This window comes from Autumnicola patrickiae (assembly GCF_031846525.1).
GTDB lineage: Bacteria > Bacteroidota > Bacteroidia > Flavobacteriales > Flavobacteriaceae > Autumnicola > Autumnicola patrickiae.
Map to the genome: position 1 here is coordinate 148,278 of NZ_JAVRHM010000003.1, position 19,593 is coordinate 167,870.

The following is a 19,593-nucleotide window of genomic DNA, read 5'->3' on the forward strand; positions in this document are numbered from 1 at the left end:
ATAAGACTAACTAATCGAATTAAATTAATAATAGGATGATAAGAACAGCACGTTATTCACTGGCCGTTATTGCCGCAATTGGAATGTTAAGTTTCAGCGGTAACGACAGAAGACTAAACCAATCTATGGAAACTTTAGAAACCGACAGTATTAAGGAAAAGGTAGATTCTTTGTTAAACCTGATGACCCTGGAAGAAAAAGTGGGGCAAATGAACCAATATAACGGATTTTGGGAAGTCACAGGCCCGGCTCCCGAAGGCGGGAGTGCAGAACTTAAATATGAGCATTTGCGCAGTGGCCTGGTTGGATCTATGTTAACCGTTCGCGGAGTGGAACAGGTTAGAGCGGTTCAAAAAATCGTAGTTGAAGAAACCAGATTGGGAATTCCGCTAATCATTGGTTTTGATGTAATTCACGGTTATAAAACATTAAGTCCGATTCCTTTGGCAGAATCGGCGAGTTGGGATATTGAAGCGATCAGGAAATCGGCTGAGGTTGCAGCTGCCGAAGCTGCAGCTTCCGGGATCAATTGGACTTTTGCGCCAATGGTCGATATCTCCCGGGATGCACGTTGGGGCCGGGTGATGGAAGGAGGAGGAGAAGATCCTTACCTGGGCAGTAAAATTGCTGTAGCCAGGGTGAAAGGCTTTCAGGGTGAAGATCTGTCACACCCGCTTACCATTGCCGCAACGGCTAAACATTTTGCCGGATATGGTTTTGCTGAAGCCGGAAAAGAATACAACAAAGCAGATATCGGTTCACTAACACTTCACAACATTGTACTGCCGCCTTTTAAAGCTGCGGAAGAGGCCGGAGTAAGGTCTTTTATGAATGGCTTTAACGAACTGAATGGAGTGCCTGTCACAGGAAGTGAATATCTTCTAAGGGACATTCTTAAAGACAAATGGGGCTTTGAAGGCTTTGTAATTTCAGATTATGCCTCTATTGAAGAAATGGCAATGCATGGATTTGTAAAAAACGAAAAGATGGCTGCTAAAAAAGCTGTACAGGCGGGTGTAGATATGGATATGGAATCCTATTCTTATGTGAATGAACTGGTAGCACTGGTAAATGAAGGTCAGGTGGATGAAGCACTTATCGATGATGCGGTTAGAAGAATTTTGCGGGTAAAATTTGAACTGGGATTGTTTGAAGATCCTTATAGATATCTTGATGAGGAAAGAGAGCAGCAAATCATTGGAAGCAAAGAGAACCACGATGCCGTTCTTGATATGGCCAAAAAATCCATAGTGCTGCTGAAAAATGAAAATGATATTTTACCTCTGAAGAAAAAAGGTGAGAATATCGCCCTAATTGGTCCGCTCGCGAACGATAAAAACAGTCCGTTAGGAAGCTGGAGAATAGCATCAGACGATAATACTGCTGTTTCGGTTTTAGAAGGAATGCAAAAGTATGAAGGCAATAATCTTGTTTTTGAAAAAGGAGCAGACCTGGTAACCGGAACAGTAACATTTATTAACGAACTCAATTTTAATACCACAGATAAAACCGGATTTGATGCTGCTATAGAGGCGGCAAAAAATGCAGATGTGGTGGTAATGGTGCTTGGAGAGCATGGGTTCCAGAGTGGAGAGGGCAGGAGCCGTACCAACCTCGATCTTCCCGGAGTGCAGCAGGAATTAATGGAAAAAGTTCACGAGGTAAACAAGAATATCGTTCTTGTTCTGAACAACGGTCGTCCTTTGGCAATTGAATGGGCAGTAGAAAATATCCCGGCAATCGTTGAAGCATGGCATTTGGGTACAGAAACCGGAAATGCAGTGGCTCAGGTTCTTTACGGCGATTATAATCCCAGCGGAAAATTACCTATGACGTTTCCACGAAATATCGGCCAGACCCCAATTTACTACAACCACGGAAATACCGGGAGACCTGAAGCAACCGGCGACGGAATGGTTTTCTGGTCACACTATATGGATGTTGAAAATACGCCGCTTTATCCATTTGGATTCGGTTTAAGTTATACCGACTTTAGTTATGATAATCTGAAGCTGGACAAAAAAGAAGTACCAGCTTCCGGAGAACTTAATATTTCTGTTGAAGTGACCAATCGGGGAGATTACGACGGGAAAGAAGTGGTTCAGCTTTACATAAGGGACTTGTATGCCAGTGTGATAAGGCCGGTAAAAGAACTGAAGGGTTTTGAATTAGTTGAAATTGCCAAAGGAGAAACAAAAACAGTGAATTTCACCCTTACCGAAAAAGAATTGGGTTTCTATAATGCCCAGGGAGAATATGTTGTGGAGCCTGGAGAATTCCAAATACTCGTAGGAGGAAATTCTGTAGAAGGACTACAGGCTTCTTTCGATTTAATTGAATAACCAGGTTATTTATTTTTAAAAACAAACTCCTGTGTCAATGATGCAGGAGTTTTGTTTTATAGACGTCTTCTGCTTTTTAAAACAAGCAGAACAGGCAGGCAGAGCTTGTCGCAGCCTCTCTTCAACTTTATCCACAGTTTCATGCGAAATGAAGGCCGATAATTGGCAAAAAACGATGCTGCCTTTTGCAGCGTAGCGCTCTTTGCTCTTTTCTCCGGTTGAAAATTGCTATAATTCTTCCTTAAAACTAGATACAGGCAGTCCTGCTTCATTAAAAACATTTGAAGTACTCGTATTTCCCCAGGAAAACCTAACCTGTTTTGGTTCTTTTACTTTATTCGTCTTTAAAATAATAGTGTTGCCTTCAATTTTTACGTTGGCAGGATGAAATTGACCATTTTCACCGGCAAGTTCAAATTGTGACTTCTTATTTGCCTTGTCAAAATTTAATTTTTCAGCATGTTCAAAGTAAATAGTGACTTTATTGCCTTCTTTTTCTGCTTTTTGGAATTGTGGAGCATAAGCGTTATCAACTTCTTTTCCATAGTGATCTGCAAGTGCGAGATTGGCAAACCTTAATCCTACATCCAGCTTATTCCGAGGGTGGATATCCTTAATATTTCCAATATCGCTGGTCATGATCATCTCGGTTTTTGGCAATTTTCGCACTTTGCGCTGTGCATCTCGTATTTCCACACCGGAAAAATTATCTCCGTATTCATAAGGTGCTATTTGAGCATAGTAGAAAGGAAACTCTGTTCCCCATTGCTCTCGCCAGCTTCTAATTAATGTAGAAAAAATCTGCTCATAATAATCGGAATTACTGGTGTTGGACTCTCCCTGATACCATAAAACCCCCTGAATTTTAAACCGAACAAGAGGAGCAATCATCGCGTTGTACAAAAGTCCGGGTTCGTTTGGTCCCCAACGTTCATCGGGAAGCATTTTGGCTGCTTTTGCAAGGCTGTCGTTACTTGCAATTGCTTCTGCAGGAATCCAGACTTCAGCAGGAGTACCACCCCAACTCGAATTGATCAGCCCTACAGGCACGCCAAGTTCCTCCTGAAGTTTTTTTCCGAAGAAATAAGCCACGGCACTAAAATTTTTCATCGTCTCCGGCGTGCTCTGCACCCAGCTGCCATCCAAATCCTGCTGCGGATTCCCTGCAGTGCGATGGGCTACAGAAAAGAACCTGATTTGATCGTTTTCTGCTCCTGCAATAGCTTCTTCAGCATTTGTGATGCCTGCGCCCGCGCTCCATTCCATATTCGATTGTCCTGAAACCAGCCAGACTTCGCCTAAAAGTACATTCTTAAGTTTTACCTCGTTATATCCTGAAATTGTTATTTCCTGGCTGCCTCTTACGTCTGGAGTGGAGAGAATGAGCTGCCAATTGCCATTTCTATCGGCTTTCGTACTAATTTCTTTATTGCTCCAGCTTGTGCTTAACCGGATCTTCTCACCCGGCTTTGCCCATCCCCAGATTTTTACCTCGGAATTGCGCTGCAATACCATATTATCTGAAAATATTTCCGGAAGGCTGATATTTGCAAAATTAGGGACACTACTCAGGGTGAAAAGCAGAAAAAAAAAGAATTTCAGTTTCATTATAAATTATTTTGAAGTAGATCGTTAAAAAACGGAATGAGTTGCGCTGCCATCTGTTTATGGTCCTCAATATCGGGATGATAGCCGCAGCCATGCGGAGTTACCGCTTCAAATTCAAAATCCTTTATTTCGTGATCGGGAAAATTTTCTTTTACCTTTTGCAGCGATTCCACTAACATTTCATTGTTTTCGCCGCTGACCATAGGGCTGGTTAAAAGGGCAATTTTCACCTCCGGATACTTTTCGAAGATCATTTTTACGAACTTTATATAATTCGAAGTAAATTTTTCCTGATTAAAATCGGCTCGTTCTTTTTCACCATCGCCAAGGGAAAGATCATTTGTGCCAAGGGCAATACTTACTACTTCAGGAGCTTCCTTAAAATTTGCTTTTTTAGAACCGTCGTTATTCAAATAAAGATTTTCATATACGTCCGGCATCACAGGCTGATCTTCGTCATTCCAGTTACGGTACATTCCCATTCCTGAAACACAGGACAACTCGAAATCTACATCTAAAGCCCTCGCAACCCTTTGACCATATGCGAGATAAGCATTATGCTGGAAATACCATTCTCCCGTATCGCAAGGATATTCTTCAGTATCGGCTCCCATTCCGCAAGTGATTGAATTACCGATAAATTCAATTTTTGGACGATCTTTAATCTTCGGACTACTTATTTTGTCGGCTGTTATTCCGTGGAAATAAAGTGTGCCGGTAGTGGCTTCCGTAGCCTTATAAATGGTTAAGGAATTAGTGTTGGTAGAATCTGGTAAATCAATTTTTATAGGCTCGTCGGTACGAAAACGTCCGAGATATTTTTCATTCAGCTCGATATTTGCAAAAAGCGGTTGTTCATTTTCTCCGCTTAACAAAACACTGACACTGTCTCCCGAAACCTGAATTTGTACTGAAGCGCCGGAGTTTATAAGAGCAACTGTGGTATCATTTATTTTTTCAATTCTGCCGGAATAGTGGTAAGAATCATTTACAGCGGTAAAATGTTGAGGTTTCTTTTTAGCTTCGTTACAGCCTGCACAAATGAGCAAGAGTAGCAGCAAAAATCTTCGAATCATGGAAAGTTTTTTTTGTAGTTACTAAACTACAGGATTTCCTCATATGCCGGGAAGAAATTCCCGATTTTATTGCTGCTGGAAGATTCAAAATTACAACTTGCCATTCTTCTGAAACCACGCAATAGCATCTTCTATCGCGTCGCCAATAGGATGAAAATGCACATCTAGTTCTTCCTCTGCTTTTTTAGCGGAGTAATAATTTTTCACGCATAGAATTTTCATATTTGCAGATGAAGCTGAAGTTTTCACGTTCAGCTTCCGAAGAAAATCACCAGCGTAACCTGCGATTAGGAGTAAGGGTTTTGGTACTTTAATCATTACCGATTTAGCTCCTGTACGTTTTTTTACCAGTTTCTGAAAAAACTCCTTATAACTCAGATTTTGCCCTGCAAGAAGATAAATTTCCCGGTTTTTACCTTTTTTTAAAGCAGCACTTATTCCCCTGGCAGCATCACGAACATCCACAAAATTCTTTCCGCCGGGAGGATAAAAAATAAATTTTTTCCGGTAGCCCATCAGGATAATTTCTCCAGAACTGGGTTTTCCATCATAAGGCCCCAACATAAAGGTGGGATTCACCGTTACAATAGCAATCTTATCAGCATATGAGAACAGCTTTTGCTGGGCTTCCAGTTTGCTTTTTGCGTATAGGGATTCTGTAAAAGGAGGTTTAAGCGGAGTAGTTTCTGTTCCGGGATTTTCTGAAGAACCAAAACCCATAGTATTTGCCGAGCTAACGTAGATAAACTTTTTCAGCTTAAATTTTATCGCGGCTTTCACCAAGTTTTCACTCCCGGCAACATTCACTTTATAGTAGCTGTCGTAATTTGGCAAATCCGGGGAGGTAAGAGCCGCTATATGTATCACGGCATCGCAATCTTTTACAGCATTCTCTACAGCAGAAGGCTCGGTAATATCCCCTTGAACCAATTCGAGCTTAGGATGTGGCGGGAGCACAAACTTTTCTTTGCTTCTTAAAAGTCCTTTTACTTCGTGGCCCAGCTCAAGGAAGTATTTAATTGTATTGGTTGCCAGTAAGCCGTTAGCCCCGGTAATAAGCAGCTTCATTAGTCGGCGTTTTCAATTTCCTTCAGGGCATTATTGCTCAGGATAGACATCTTAACCGAAACAGGTAAAACGTGCAGGAGGAACCAGCCAAAGCGATGTGCCCAATTCAGTTTTATAATTTTTTTTCCGCTGAAGAGTTGATCTATAGAAAGACGGGCAATTTCTTCTGGCGGAAGAACAAGTATTTTCGTGCGCATCCCTTGCTTGTCAATTCTCGAGGAAACGTCTCCGTTTGTTTTAATAGGTCCCGGATTTAATACGCTAAAAAATACACCTTTATCTGAAAACTCATTTTGAAGACTTCGGGTAAAACTGTGTACAAAAGCTTTTGAAGCGGGATAAACCGTCTTGTAAGCTATAGGACTCATTGCCGCCATGCTGGAAACATTCAACACATAAGATTGCTCGCTTTTAAGCAGATTGGGAAGGATTTGGTGGGTAATAATGGAAGTAGCCTTTACATTAAGCTGAATCATCTGGTCGATATAATCTGCACCTGCTTCCAAAAATCTTTTGTTACCTCCAAAACCTGCATTGTTAATAAGGATGTCGAGGTTAAAATTATTATTTATCCATGCGGTAAGTTCCAGGACATTCTGTTTATCTGTGAGATCTGTTTCGTAAAAATGAGCTTCGCATCCGGTTTTCCGGATTTCTTCTGCTACCTGTTCCAGGCCCTCTCCAGGTAAACTTACCAGGATTAAGTTTCTTTGCCGTTTAGCGAGATCAAATGCAAAGGCTTTTCCAAGGCCTCTGCTTGCACCGGTGATTAGTGCGAAACGTCCCGGTTTTCCGTTTCTGGTTTTATTCATTACTAGTTCATTAAAAGCAACAAATTTACTTTAAAACTTATCTTTTTCATAATTCATATCCCTAATAGTGCATTTAAAATTAAATGTATTTAACGATTTTCTCTAATTTGTGTAAAAACGATAAAAGCTTCAGATATAATTTTTTGAAGTGCTTATAAATGCGCTAAAAATCTTAGTTTTGGGGCTTATTATTAAAACCTGAAGATAGTATTCTGCATGGAAACCAATAGGAATTACGTAATAGATTTTGACAGTACATTTACCCAGGTAGAAGCCCTGGATATTTTAGGTGAAATTTCATTGTCGGGAAAGCCAAATCGTGAGCAACTTCTTGCTGATCTAAAGAGTTTAACAGACAGAGGAATGGAGGGAGGTTTATCTCTAAGGGAATCTATTCAAAAACGTCTCGAATTACTGCAGGCAGAAAAAAGCCATCTCGAACCGCTTATTGAAAGCCTTAAAGGAAAAGTTTCTTCTTCTTTTGTAAGAAATGAAGATTTTTTCCAGGAAAACAAAGATAACATCTTTATTCTTTCGAATGGTTTTAAGGAATTTATAGTACCTATTGTTTCCCAGTACGGGATAAAAGAGGAAAATGTCTTTGCCAATAGTTTTATGTTTGATGATGATGGTAAGATTGTGGGCTTTGATAAGGACAATGTGCTTTCTTCAAATAACGGTAAGGTAGAGCAGTTAAAAGCACTGGAGCTTAAGGGTGATGTGTATGTGATTGGCGATGGGTACACAGATTATGAAATTAAAGCGGCAGGCCTTGCCAATAAATTCTACGCATTTACTGAAAACGTATCAAGGGATAAAGTGACTGCAAAGGCAGATCATATTACCCCGAGTCTTGATGAATTCTTATATCTACATAAAATGAATAAAGCTATTTCTTATCCAAAAAACCGAATTAAAGTTTTACTTCTTGAAAACGTGCATGAAGATGCTGTAGCCATCATGAAAAAAGAAGGTTACAATGTGTCCACTTATGCCGGCGGAATGGATGAAGATGAATTAGCTGAAAAAATTAAAGATGTTTCTGTTTTGGGAATCCGTTCCAAAACGCAACTTACCAAAAAGGTGCTTGACAATGCACAACGACTTATTGCAGTTGGTGCTTTTTGTATCGGGACCAACCAGATAGACCTGGAGGAATGTCTTAAGAAAGGAGTTGCCGTTTTTAACGCTCCTTACAGTAACACGCGTTCTGTGGTAGAATTGGCAATTGGTGAGATTATCCTTCTTATGCGAAATCTTCCTGATCGTATTGCCGAGATGCACCAGGGAAAATGGAATAAATCCGCTTCCGGAAGCTACGAGATTCGCGGTAAAAAGCTGGGAATTGTTGGCTACGGAAATATTGGAGCACAACTTTCTGTTGTGGCAGAGGCGATAGGTTTTGATGTTTATTACTATGACCTGGTAGAGAGACTTGCCCTGGGAAATGCTACTAAATGCAGCAGCCTTCAGGAACTTCTTGAAACCGTGGAAATTGTAACCCTTCATGTAGACGGAAGAGCCTCGAATCAAAATCTTATAGGTGAAGAACAATTTCAGCAAATGAGGGACGGTTCTATTCTTCTGAATTTGAGCAGGGGACAGGTGGTAGATGTTGAAGCACTTAAAAAGCATATTTCTTCCGGAAAAATTAAAGGAGCAGGAATAGATGTATTTCCAAAGGAGCCAAAAACCAATAATGAAAAATTTGAATCTGAACTTTGCGGCTTGCCAAATGTGATTTTAACTCCGCATATTGGTGGTAGTACCCAGGAAGCTCAGGAGAATATTGGGAATTTTGTTCCGGGGAAAATCATTGATTATATCAACACCGGCGGCACAACTAATTCTGTAAACTTCCCTAATCTGCAGTTGCCAAGTCTTGAAAATGCCCACAGGCTTATTCATATCCATCATAACAAGCCTGGTATTATCGCACATATCAACAAGACTCTTGCTGCAAACGATATTAATATCGTTGGGCAGTATCTTAAGACCAATGAAACCGTTGGTTATGTGATTACAGATATTGACAAGGCATATGATGCTGATGTGATCAAGGAATTAAAAGGAATAGAAGGCACAATCAAATTCAGGGTGCTTTACTAAAAGTTATCTTTAAGCAAAAGAGGTTGACAATCTTCAGAATATGCTTTAAATTTATTCTGAAGATTGTTTAAAAACTCCTTTTGCTGTGGATCAGAATCCGAATACTTATCCTCCTTTCGAGGAGAAACTGAATGTCATTTCCCATGCCTTTGGCTTTGGGCTGAGTATTCTTGGATTAATTCTTCTTATCCTCCGTGCCAAAGATTACGGGGAAACGGTGCACCTGGTTAGCTTTCTGATCTTTGGGGCAAGCATGGTACTCTTATACGCCGCTTCCACACTTTATCACAGCGCAAAGAAACATAGATTTCGGGTAAAACTGAATATCCTTGACCACGCGTCCATTTACGTACTTATAGCAGGAACTTATACCCCATTTGCACTGGTTACATTAGACGGAATCATTGGTTGGATTATCTTTGGAGTAGTTTGGGGACTCGCGCTGGTAGGCATTATCCTAAAAATATTCTTCACCGGAAAGTATCAAACACTTTCTACCATTATGTATGTGGTAATGGGCTGGATCATTGTTTTTGCAGTAAAACCACTATTGGAAAATCTTAGCTTTAACGGACTAATGTGGCTTGTCGCCGGCGGAATTTCATACACGATAGGTGCTGTTCTTTTCAGCCTGAACCGTATAAAATTCAACCACGCAATATTTCACCTGTTTGTGCTATTCGGCACTTTTTGCCACTTTATTTCTATCTACTATTATGTGCTTCCAACGGAATAGTGAGTAGTAAATAGTGAATAGTGAAAATTTAGCTGAATTTTCTGCGGAAGACTTTTTGCCGAAAAAGATATTGCATATTTATGTATTCGTGACAGGAAAAAGAAGTGTAGAGTTTCAACATTTAAAATAGAATTTTAGAGAGTACTCCACAAAAGAATTTGAGCTTTCAACTTTTTAACTTTTTACTCTTTGACTTTTTAACTTTGCTTCTAACTCACCTCCAAACTACTATATCCCTGTCCGTTCCTTGTTAATCGAATTTGTGTAGCTATGCGCTCTTTCAAAGAATCCACATGACTAATAATTCCAATCGTTTTTGAAGATTCCGCCTGCAGTTTTTCCAATGTGTCAAGCGTTTGGTCCAAAGTTTCGGGGTCCAGTGTTCCAAAGCCTTCATCTATAAAAAGGCTGGTTATTTCCACATTTTTAGAAGCAAGATCTGATAAAGCCAAAGCCATGGATAAACTGAGGATAAAAGTTTCCCCGCCCGAAAGTGTTTTTACAGATCGTCGCTGTCCGCCCATGTGTTCGTCTATCGCTACGAGCCCGTCGTCTTCCTCCTCTTCGGGTTTATCGATGTGGTAACGGTCGCTGAGGTCTTTAAGGCGTACGTTGGCGAGTTGGAGTAACTGACTCAGACTCAGATCCTGAGCGAAATCGTTGAAATTCTTTCCTTTAGAATCCCCAATAAGCTCATTTAGCAGTCGCCATCTTTTGGTCAGCTTCTCTTTTTCGGCAATTTCAGATTTTAATTCTGTGAGGCGCTCCAGGTCTTCGTCGTGATTTTTGATGATGCGGTGGATTTCCTTGCACTCGTCGCTGATATTCTGAAATCGTTGCTTTTGCGCTTTCAGCTCCTGTGCGACGGCCTCCCTTTCTTTTTCCACGTCCATTTTTCTGAAGGTTTCCAGCTGTTCATTCAGGATTTTTTGAGAAGCAACCGTATTGTCAATTTGCTTTCGAACAGTTTCCCGTTCAGATCGCAGCGCGTTACACTCTGCATCTGGCATTACCGCTTTAAAAGCCTCCTCAATGGCTTCAAAACCCTGTGCAGTCACTTTTGTAGAAAGAGCCACTTCCAATTTAGATTTTGCAGCCTCTTTTTCTTCCAGTGCTTTGCTCAGTTCCTGGTTTTTCGAGAATAAACTCTTTTTTTCCTCATGATTACCTATCCATCGATTCTGAAGCTGCTGACTATCATGAAAAATATCATCTCCTTTATATAACTTGTCAAGTTTTTGCTTTAAATCCTTCCCTTCCTGCAGGATTTCTATAAGTTTTTCCAGCGCAGGAATTCCTGCAGAAATCTCCGCCGCTGTTTTTTGCCCTTTTTCGTACTGCTCTAATTGGTGAAGCTGATTCTCAAAAGAGTTGCAGTTTTTTTCCCATTCTGCACTGGTTTCGCCCTGGGGGAGTGCTGCGTATTTTTCCGAAAATTGCAATTTTTGCTGCCCGACCTTTTTCTCCGCGTCTTTAAGATTTTTATCCAGCTCTAGCAGTCGATCCTGGAGAATTTTAAAATTCAGGGCTGCAGTGTTTAGTTTCCGGTTCCATTCCTGTAATTCTTTCTCAGTTTTGCCAATTTCGCTCTCCAGAGTGTTGTCTTTTTCGGGTAAATCTTCGGCAAAAGGATGTTCGAGCGCACCACAAAGAGGGCAAGCTTCTCCATTTTTTAAATTCAGCCGGTGTTCTTCCAAATTGGCTCGAAGTAGCTGATTTTCCTTCTTTAAATTGAAATTTTCAAGCTGATTTTTAAGTTTTTCTGAAGTGTTTTCTGCATTTTTTATCTCTTCCGGAAGAATTTTAAGCTTTGGCGTGACTATTTCTTTCTCTGCATTCAGTTTTCCTATTTCTTCTGAAGCTTTTTCGATACTGAAGAAATCCCGCGTCGCTTCCCGGGCCAGTTTTAAATGTTTCTGAATTTTCTCTTTTTCTTTTTCCGGATGCTGAAGGTCCAGCGCTTTAAGGTCGGTGCTCAAATTTGCCAATTTTCGACCTGCTTCTGTTTTCAGCTCCTTCAATTCCTGCAGACTTTCCAGAAGGTCTTTTTCATTGAGCTGAAACGGAACTTCTCTTAATTCTGATAAAAACTGAGACTTCTGATAAGAATATTCACTCAATTTTTCCTTTTTTTGCTCCTGCAACTCCTGGATTTTCCTGGTAAATGCCTGGAGTTTTTCTGAAAGATCTTCAGCAGTAACTTCCGCATGTATAAAAGTCGATATTTGCCTTTTTTGAGCATCGGCTTTTTGAAGGTTTTCCTGCTGCCTTTCCCGAATGTTTTTTAATTCATCTCTCAGCCTTAAAATCTCCTTTTTTAACTGATTCCATTCCCTTAGATCATCAGAAAAATCCTGAACTTTTTCATGTTGCTTTAGTGGCAATCCGTGTTCTTTTTCAAAAGTTTTCAGACGCTCCAAAGCTTCAGTTTTCTGAGTTTCCAGCCGGAAAATCTCCTTTTTCTGTTTTTCAATAGTATCCTTAAGCTCCAAAGCTTTGTTCAGGACATCAATTTCCTTCTGAAAATTCTCGCAGGCACTCGTTTTCTTCTGAAATTGCTCTTTGTGATCTTTCAGGATTTCTTCCTCCAGCAATTTCTGCTGAATAATTTTTATTTCATTTTGCTGTTCCTGGATGTCCTGGTTTACCGCACGGTTTTTTTCAAAAGCCTTAATTCCAAGTTTTCGGTAAATCCCGGTGCCGGTGATCTTTTCCAGTAATTCCCCACGCTCTTCTTTTTTAGCCTTTAAAAACTGCGCAAATTCTCCCTGCGCCAGCAAAACAGATTTTATAAACTGGTTGTAATTGAGTCCGATCAGCTCCTCGTTTTTCCCCGGAATATCAGATTTCTTCACATCCAGGATCTTTCCCGAAGCTTCTTCCAGGATCTCCATTTCATAATCCCTCAGATTGTCATTCCGATTAGTGGAAATACTCCACTGGGAGCGAAAAATGCCGCTTTTACATTGATAAGTAACCGCCGCCAATGCCTCCTTTTGATTTCGGGTAAGGATGGCGCCTTTAGAAAGGATCTCATTTTTTGTGATCTTTCCCAGGCGGGGCACATGATTGAACAGCGCCAGAGAAATTACATCCAGGATGGTGCTTTTTCCACTTCCTGTAGGACCGGTGATGGCGAACAAAGAACTGGAAGTGAAAGGCGCCTCTGTAAAATCAATTATGTAACTGCCCTTCAGCGAATTTATATTCTGAAATTCTATTCTTAAAATCTTCATTTTTCTTCGTTTTTACTATTTTCCACTTCTTCCAGTAATTCGTCAAAGGCAGCAAGGAGCTCGTTCCTTGTTTCTTCGTCGTATTGATGCTCATCTACAAGCTTTGAAAAAACCTCCTTCGGTTTTAAATCTTCCAGCTGCTGTGAATTTTCATAAAGTGCACCGGCAGATTTTACCTGATTTTTAAAGGTGGCCCGGTGTTTTACAATTTCATAACCCTTAATTTTGAAATTCGTGACCAGCTCGTCGAGTAAATAAATTTTTGTCGCGTCGTAATTTTCTTCTTTCAGTTCCACTTCAATTAAAGAATCAAGGTTCTGATGAATTTCCAGAGCATCCAGCTTAAAGTGTAATTCCTCCACAGTTCCCGAGATTTTCAATAATTTTCGAAAGGAGGGCACAGGTATACTTTCCGGAATCCAGCCATTTTCAGAATCTATAAGCAGCACCCGCTTATCATCTTTTCTTTCGCTGAACGAAAGCTGAAGCGGAGATCCGCTATAGTAAGTTGGCACGGCAGCAGAGACTTTTTGGGGTTTATGGATGTGGCCAAGGGCGATGTAACTAAAGTATTCTCCAAACTGAAGCGCATTAAATGCCGCCTGATTCCCAATCTGGATATCTCTTTCACTTTCTGAAGTTTCAGAACCTGCAGCAAATAAATGTCCCATGGCAAGTGCCGGTAAAGCCAGGTATTGTTTTTGGCAAATATCGGCTGCCTGTGCAAAGATCCCCTGAATGCCTCTCCTGATGGCTTCCAATCGGTCATCGTACGAATAACCATCATTCGCGCTGCGCAAATCTGAATCCCTCAAATAGGGTAGGGCAGCGATTACCAGCTCTGGTTTTCCGTCTTTTCCATTTACCGGAATAATGGCGTCCTTAAGATTTTCAGGCAAACCTCCAATGACATGCATATCCAGCTCCCGAAGAATTTCCCTGGGTGCATCCAGCATCGCCGGGGAATCGTGGTTGCCTCCGGTAAGGATGATTTTGCAATCCAGCTTTCTAAGTTCCATGAGCGCTTTGTAATACTGTTTCCGGGCTTCCGAAGAAGGATTGGCAAGATCAAAAACATCTCCCGAGACAAGCAGGACGTCTACTTTTTCCTTTTCAATAGTACCGGAGAGCCAGTGAATAAAGAGCTCAAAATCCTGTGAAAGATCATGTTTATGTAATTTCTTGCCAATATGCCAGTCGGCGGTATGGAGGATTTTCATATAATTTTCAGCTTATGCGTAAGAGATTTTCAGAAGCTGAAAGATATTATTTATATGTTGTTCTTTAAAGAAATGCACCTGATTCTTACCTCCATTTTCAATTGAAGAGACAACAGCAAATTTTCTAAAAACTTCCTCTTCCGAAGGGGAAGATTATAACAAGAATAATTTAATACAAATACAACAAAGTATTATTAACCATTTAACTGAAAGGATTGGGAATCGTGCCTAATTTTATAATTATAACCAATAATTTAAATAAGCAGTTATGAAAAATTTGAAAGATTTATTTGAACATCAGCTAAAGGACCTGTATAGTGCAGAATCTCAATTAATAGAGGCTTTGCCTAAAATGGCAAAAACTGCCAAGGATGATAAACTGAAGAAAGCTTTTGAAAGCCACCTGGAAGAAACCAAAGAGCATCAAAAGCGGATCAAAGAGATTTGTGATGAACTTGGAATCAAACCAACCGGTGAAGAGTGTAAGGCCATGAAGGGACTTATAAAAGAAGCTGAAGAATTCATTAAAGAAGATGCAGAGGAAGATGTAAAAGATGCAGGTTTAGTAGCCGAAGCACAACGTGTGGAGCATTATGAAATTTCCGGTTATGGTACTGCAGTTCGCTATGCAAAAGAATTGGGTCATGACGATATTGCTAAAAAACTGAAGAAAACTTTGGACCAGGAATATGGAGCTGATGAAAAGCTTAATAAACTGGCAGAAGGACGTCTTAATAAAGAGGCAAAATAATTTTCTGTTGAATTTATAATGTGAAAGCCTGCGAAAGCGGGCTTTTCTTATGCTGATTTTTTTTGGTTAGAACATCAAAGGAGTTCAACATACCTCCTTCTGCTGAAGACAAAGTAATTGAAAAAATAACATATTTTAACTTTTTCCACGCTTTCCCAATAATTCTTTTGTTGAAGGGTATTAATAAGAAGTATTAATATTTTAAGTCTTTCGGAGGTTTTTTCCTAAAAGAAAATATTATGCCAAAATTTCTGACCGTTGGGAATCAGGTTAAAAAAGTTAAATCTAGATACTTCAAACCATTTCGTCATTAACTTGAACAAAGAAAATATTTATTTCCCTTCTATAAAAAAACTGAAAAGCCATGAACTCCCGCGAAATAACCTTGAGGATTTTAAGATCTCTAAAATGTAAAAATCTTTCTCATCAGAAAGACTATCAGCAAATAACCCAACATGCTGACAAATTACTGATAAAATCTTTTTTTCGGAATCTCTCTAACCAGAAAGAAAATTTTGTTGCTAAACTTCAGGAGGCAATTGAAAAAACAGAAAAAGAACTAGCACCTGATTCGAAATTGTATTTTTCAGAAGTAGCTTCAGAAGAAAAAACCACTCCATTATTTAAAACTTCCAGGCATGAAAGGCACGGTCTTATTAAAGAGTGTTACAGAAGGGAAAAAAGAAATTTACAGTTATATAATTATGCACTTACTCATGTAAATGAGAGTGGTGTAAGGGAAGTTTTATTATCGCAAAAAAATAAAACGAAATCCTGGTTAAGGGAAATTAAATGTATGGGAATTCGAATTTATGAAGATGTGGAAGGAGCGCTCGAGCCTTCTTTTGAATTTGATGCTGAATTAAAGGCTTAATCCTATTAAGCCTGTTACAAATATGAAGTTAAACGTAGGCCTGTGTCATTTTATGGAACAGGCTTTTGTATTACTAACCACAAAAAAATAATTAATGCTTAAAAAATCATTATGGAGCTCTTTTGCAACAAATCCTTTAAAGTATCCAAAACTTGAAGGAGATATCGCTGTTGATGTTGCAATTATTGGAGGAGGGATTACAGGAATTACTACCGCTCAGACGTTAACAGAAAGAGGCTTTAAAGTAGCTGTTCTGGAAGCGAGAAGTGTAGGTTATGGAACCACAGGGCACAGTACTGGTAATTTGTATATAATTATCGATGAACTTTTATCTTCTTTAAAATCGAAGTATGACAATGACGTGGTGATGCGGGTTATTGAATCCAGAAAAAGTGCCCTGGAAAAAATAGAGGAAAATGTAGAGAAATTTAATATAGACTGTGATTTCAGCAGGCAGCCTCTTTATTTATATGAAGATGTAAATAATATTATACTGGAGGAAATAAAAGTTGCTGAAGAGATCAATCTTGCGTTTACTGAACTCGCCGAAGATTTTCCGTTTGAACAGGACAACGGAATCCATTTTGATCATCAGGCCCAATTTAATCCGCTCTTGTATGTGTTGGGATTGGCAGCATCCCTGGATAAGGAAAAATGCTCTATTTATGAAAATACCACAGTACGTTCTGTAGAGGAGCAGGCAGACAGAGTGCTGGTAAATACAGATGATGCCATAGTTGCAGCAAAATATGTTGTTCACGCCACGCACACCCCAAAAGGTTTAGAATTGCAGTACCACACAACCTTAGGGCCGTACCGGGAATATGGAGTGGCAGCAAAACTAGAGTCAACATCTTATCCGCAGGGAATTTTCTGGGGATATTACAATAATCAGAAATATTCTATTAGGTCCTACAGCCGTGACGGTGAGAAATATTTAATAGCTGTTGGTAGTCCTCATAAAGTAGGGCAGGCAGAAAACAACCGGAAGCATGTAGAGGATCTCGTTAACTTTTTGCAGGATAGGTTTATTGTTGGCCAGATTACCTATACCTGGGGAGGCCAAAATTACAAGCCAGCCGATCTTCTTCCATATATAGGTAGAAAAATAAAGAATTCCAGGGAATTTATAGCAACAGGATTTTCTACAGACGGATTGATTTACGGAACACTTTCGGCAATGATAATTGCAGATAAAATCGAAGATAAATTTAATCGCTTTGAAGATCTGTATGAGGCTGCAAGACACCAGCCAGTTAAATCTGCTAAAAAGTTCGTTAAGGAAAATGCAAATGTTGCGGGAGAGTTTTTAAAAGATCTTAGCTTTAAAGGAGATGATAAGGATTTGCTCGAAATCATGCCGGGAGAAGCTGCAATTATTACGAGAAACGGAGAAAAAGCAGGAGTTTATCGGCAACAAAATGGAGAGTTAAAGGTTGTTTCTGCATTGTGTACCCATATGGCTTGCATGGTGCATTGGAATAATTTAGAAGAAAGCTGGGATTGCCCCTGCCACGGCAGTAGGTTTGATACCTCTGGGGAGGTGATAGAAGGTCCCGCTTATCATCCCTTACCAAAAAAAATAATAGAAAAATAAACTTTAAAATTGAAGGAGAACATGAAGCAGAGTGATGATGATAAATTTATTCCTATGACCTCTTTTAGAAGTGGAAAAGGAAGTGAAATACAGAGTGACATTTACTACTATACGAACCAGATTGTTAATGTAATAATGATCGGGAAGCCCGGGAGCAAAGATTGGGTGCTTGTTGATGCAGGTATGCCACATTCCGGCCCCGAAATAGAAAAGGTAGCCGAAAATAGATTCGGGAAAGGCAATAAACCTGCAGCTATTATTCTCACACATGGCCATTTTGATCATGTAGGCGGAATTGTTCATTTATTAAATGAATGGAATTGCCCTGTTTACGCACATCCATTGGAAGAATTATATCTAACGGGAGAGAAAAAATATCCTGAACCAGATACTTCAGTAGAAGGAGGTTTACTGGCAAAAATTTCTTCTATTTATCCGCATGAGCCCATCAACATTAAATGCGCTTTAAAGGAATTGCCTGAAGGTGGAGACGTACCGGAACTTCCTGATTGGCAGTGGATCCATGTACCTGGACACGCACCGGGACAAATAGCGCTCTTTAGGGAAAGTGACAGAACTTTAATTGCGGCAGATGCTTTTGTGACCGTTAAGCAGGATTCATTATATAAGGTGCTTGTTCAAAAAACGGAAGTGAATGGTCCGCCTGTTTACCTCACTACTAACTGGGAAGAGAGTAAAGAATCTGTTCAAAAGCTACAAGAACTTGAGCCTCAGGTTGCGATTACCGGTCATGGAGCAGCAGTAGAAGGAGAAGAATTAAAGGAAGGTCTGGAAAATCTTAGCAAAAATTTTGAAGAAGTTGCAGTTCCGGCCCACGGGAAGTGGGTGCGGAATGAAGACAAAGCTTAAAAAACCTTATATGGGTTTACCATTTATTAACCAAAAAAAATAATTTATGAAAGCATTAGTATGGCATGGAAAAAATGATGTAAGAATAGATAATGTCCCAGATCCCACGATCCAGGATGCCGGTGATATCATATTAAAAATATCTTCTACCGCAATCTGTGGATCAGATCTTCATTTAGTAGATGGAATGGTACCCACAATGGAAGAAGGGGATATCCTTGGGCACGAATTTATGGGAGAAGTAGTTGAAGCGGGAAGCAGCGTTCAGAAATTTAAAAAAGGCGACAGGGTTGTTGTTCCTTTTACTATAGCCTGTGGACACTGCGAATATTGTAATGACACGTTATATTCGCTATGTGACAATTCCAATCCTAAAAAGGAATTGGCTAAAGCCAATTTGGGGCAGCCAACATCAGCAATTTTTGGATATTCTCACATGATGGGAGGTTTTGACGGAGGCCAGGCTGAATATGTAAGAGTGCCCTATGCTGATGTAGGACCTATAAAAGTTCCTGAATCCCTTACCGACGACCAGTCGTTATTCCTTTCAGATATTTTCCCGACAGGGTATATGGCTGCGGAAAATGCGAATATTCAAAAGGGTGATACCGTGGCCATATGGGGATGTGGACCAGTGGGACAGTTTGCTATACAAAGCGCATGGATGCTTGGAGCCGAAAGAGTTGTAGCCATAGACAACGTTCCTGAAAGATTAAATATGGCCGAGACACATGGTAGAGCAGAAACTATAAGAACAACCGACCGAACAGATGTTTACGAGAAGCTGATGGAAATGACCAATGGGAAAGGACCCGATTGCTGTATAGATGCAGTAGGAGCTGAAGCGCACGGGGATTCCATGATTGGAAAAGTAATAGATAAAACAAAAGAAGTATTACAGGTTCCTATGTCCCGGCCTTATGTGTTACAACAAATAATGATGAGCTGCAAAAAAGCAGGTACTGTTTCTATTCCCGGGGTGTATGTGGGAATGGTAAATGAAGTTCCTTTTGGAGCGGCTATGAATAAAGCTCTTACATTTAAAATGGGGCAAACTCACGTACAACGTTATCTTAAACCTCTTCTGGAGAAGGTGGAGAAAGGGTTAATAGACCCATCATTTATAATTACACATCGTTTAAAGCTGGACGAGGCTCCGGAAGCTTATAAAACTTTTAAAGAGAAGAAAGATGGATGTATAAAGGTGGTACTCACACCATAAAATTATTAGATTAAGCTTTAATACTTGAGACGGCTGTTTTGCAGCCGTTTTTTTATTTCTATAAGAGATGTG

14 protein-coding genes are annotated in these 19,593 nt (G+C 40.0%); 8 read left to right on the forward strand and 6 right to left on the reverse strand.

Annotated features, from left to right (window positions below; all coding sequences use genetic code 11):
* The first annotated feature begins 35 nt into the window (after nt 1–35).
* Nucleotides 36–2,342, forward strand: coding sequence for a beta-glucosidase BglX (bglX, locus tag RM549_RS04295; RefSeq protein ID WP_311681937.1), 2,307 nt, complete (start codon nt 36–38; stop codon nt 2,340–2,342).
* Nucleotides 2,343–2,570: 228 nt separating this feature from the next.
* Here the strand turns inward: bglX and RM549_RS04300 are convergent, their stop codons facing one another.
* The 4 genes from RM549_RS04300 to RM549_RS04315 all read right to left on the reverse strand — a co-directional run bounded on the left by RM549_RS04300 (nt 2,571) and on the right by RM549_RS04315 (nt 6,906).
* Entirely contained in the window at nt 2,571–3,950 is a 1,380-nt protein-coding gene (locus tag RM549_RS04300) for a sialate O-acetylesterase (protein ID WP_311681944.1), read from the reverse strand.
* Nucleotides 3,950–5,026, reverse strand: a complete 1,077-nt coding sequence (locus RM549_RS04305) for an SGNH/GDSL hydrolase family protein (RefSeq protein ID WP_311681952.1) — start codon at nt 5,024–5,026, stop codon at nt 3,950–3,952. Before RM549_RS04305 ends, RM549_RS04300 begins: the two co-directional genes overlap by 1 nt.
* Before the next feature lie 90 nt (nt 5,027–5,116).
* Nucleotides 5,117–6,094 carry an NAD-dependent epimerase/dehydratase family protein gene (locus RM549_RS04310; protein WP_311681959.1) on the reverse strand — a complete coding sequence of 326 codons (978 nt, stop codon included), beginning with the start codon at nt 6,092–6,094 and terminating at the stop codon, nt 5,117–5,119.
* The gene (locus tag RM549_RS04315; protein ID WP_311681966.1) at nt 6,094–6,906 is read right to left on the reverse strand and encodes an SDR family NAD(P)-dependent oxidoreductase; all 813 of its coding nucleotides are present in this window, start codon (nt 6,904–6,906) and stop codon (nt 6,094–6,096) included. The genes RM549_RS04310 and RM549_RS04315 overlap by 1 nt, the downstream gene beginning before the upstream one ends.
* 216 nt (nt 6,907–7,122) lie before the next feature.
* Here RM549_RS04315 and serA point away from each other — a divergent pair, with 216 nt between their 5' ends.
* Together serA and trhA are read left to right on the forward strand one after the other, a co-directional pair.
* A complete protein-coding gene (serA, locus tag RM549_RS04320; protein WP_311681973.1) occupies nt 7,123–9,015 on the forward strand; it encodes a phosphoglycerate dehydrogenase in 1,893 nt (630 codons plus the stop codon).
* Nucleotides 9,016–9,100: 85 nt separating this feature from the next.
* Nucleotides 9,101–9,751, forward strand: a complete 651-nt coding sequence (trhA, locus tag RM549_RS04325) for a PAQR family membrane homeostasis protein TrhA (RefSeq protein WP_311681980.1) — start codon at nt 9,101–9,103, stop codon at nt 9,749–9,751.
* Between the two features lie 209 nt (nt 9,752–9,960).
* On the opposite strand, the gene RM549_RS04330 is transcribed toward trhA, so the two are convergent.
* Together RM549_RS04330 and RM549_RS04335 are read right to left on the reverse strand one after the other, a co-directional pair.
* Complete coding sequence (locus RM549_RS04330; protein WP_311681995.1) at nt 9,961–12,987, reverse strand: AAA family ATPase; 3,027 nt, start codon at nt 12,985–12,987, stop codon at nt 9,961–9,963.
* Nucleotides 12,984–14,207, reverse strand: a complete 1,224-nt coding sequence (locus RM549_RS04335) for an exonuclease SbcCD subunit D C-terminal domain-containing protein (RefSeq protein ID WP_311681999.1) — start codon at nt 14,205–14,207, stop codon at nt 12,984–12,986. The genes RM549_RS04330 and RM549_RS04335 overlap by 4 nt, the downstream gene beginning before the upstream one ends.
* Before the next feature lie 268 nt (nt 14,208–14,475).
* Here RM549_RS04335 and RM549_RS04340 point away from each other — a divergent pair, with 268 nt between their 5' ends.
* The 5 genes from RM549_RS04340 to RM549_RS04360 all read left to right on the forward strand — a co-directional run bounded on the left by RM549_RS04340 (nt 14,476) and on the right by RM549_RS04360 (nt 19,521).
* A complete protein-coding gene (locus RM549_RS04340) occupies nt 14,476–14,958 on the forward strand; it encodes a YciE/YciF ferroxidase family protein (RefSeq protein ID WP_311682000.1) in 483 nt (160 codons plus the stop codon).
* A gap of 364 nt (nt 14,959–15,322) precedes the next feature.
* A complete protein-coding gene (locus RM549_RS04345) occupies nt 15,323–15,832 on the forward strand; it encodes a hypothetical protein (RefSeq protein ID WP_311682002.1) in 510 nt (169 codons plus the stop codon).
* Nucleotides 15,833–15,926: 94 nt separating this feature from the next.
* Nucleotides 15,927–17,429, forward strand: coding sequence for an FAD-dependent oxidoreductase (locus RM549_RS04350; RefSeq protein ID WP_311682005.1), 1,503 nt, complete (start codon nt 15,927–15,929; stop codon nt 17,427–17,429).
* Between the two features lie 21 nt (nt 17,430–17,450).
* Entirely contained in the window at nt 17,451–18,299 is an 849-nt protein-coding gene (locus tag RM549_RS04355; protein ID WP_311682007.1) for an MBL fold metallo-hydrolase, read from the forward strand.
* Between the two features lie 46 nt (nt 18,300–18,345).
* Nucleotides 18,346–19,521, forward strand: a complete 1,176-nt coding sequence (locus RM549_RS04360; protein WP_311682013.1) for a zinc-dependent alcohol dehydrogenase — start codon at nt 18,346–18,348, stop codon at nt 19,519–19,521.
* Nucleotides 19,522–19,593 lie beyond the last annotated feature (72 nt).

Coding starts and splice junctions, on each gene's coding strand:
- RM549_RS04335 (WP_311681999.1), bottom strand. CDS start 14,207: ATGAAAATCCTCCATACCGCCGACTGGCATATTGGCAAGAAATTACAT.
- RM549_RS04315 (WP_311681966.1), bottom strand. CDS start 6,906: ATGAATAAAACCAGAAACGGAAAACCGGGACGTTTCGCACTAATCACC.
- RM549_RS04330 (WP_311681995.1), bottom strand. CDS start 12,987: ATGAAGATTTTAAGAATAGAATTTCAGAATATAAATTCGCTGAAGGGC.
- RM549_RS04340 (WP_311682000.1), top strand. CDS start 14,476: ATGAAAAATTTGAAAGATTTATTTGAACATCAGCTAAAGGACCTGTAT.
- RM549_RS04305 (WP_311681952.1), bottom strand. CDS start 5,026: ATGATTCGAAGATTTTTGCTGCTACTCTTGCTCATTTGTGCAGGCTGT.
- RM549_RS04345 (WP_311682002.1), top strand. CDS start 15,323: ATGAACTCCCGCGAAATAACCTTGAGGATTTTAAGATCTCTAAAATGT.
- RM549_RS04300 (WP_311681944.1), bottom strand. CDS start 3,950: ATGAAACTGAAATTCTTTTTTTTTCTGCTTTTCACCCTGAGTAGTGTC.
- RM549_RS04350 (WP_311682005.1), top strand. CDS start 15,927: ATGCTTAAAAAATCATTATGGAGCTCTTTTGCAACAAATCCTTTAAAG.
- serA (WP_311681973.1), top strand. CDS start 7,123: ATGGAAACCAATAGGAATTACGTAATAGATTTTGACAGTACATTTACC.
- RM549_RS04355 (WP_311682007.1), top strand. CDS start 17,451: ATGAAGCAGAGTGATGATGATAAATTTATTCCTATGACCTCTTTTAGA.
- RM549_RS04360 (WP_311682013.1), top strand. CDS start 18,346: ATGAAAGCATTAGTATGGCATGGAAAAAATGATGTAAGAATAGATAAT.
- RM549_RS04310 (WP_311681959.1), bottom strand. CDS start 6,094: ATGAAGCTGCTTATTACCGGGGCTAACGGCTTACTGGCAACCAATACA.
- bglX (WP_311681937.1), top strand. CDS start 36: ATGATAAGAACAGCACGTTATTCACTGGCCGTTATTGCCGCAATTGGA.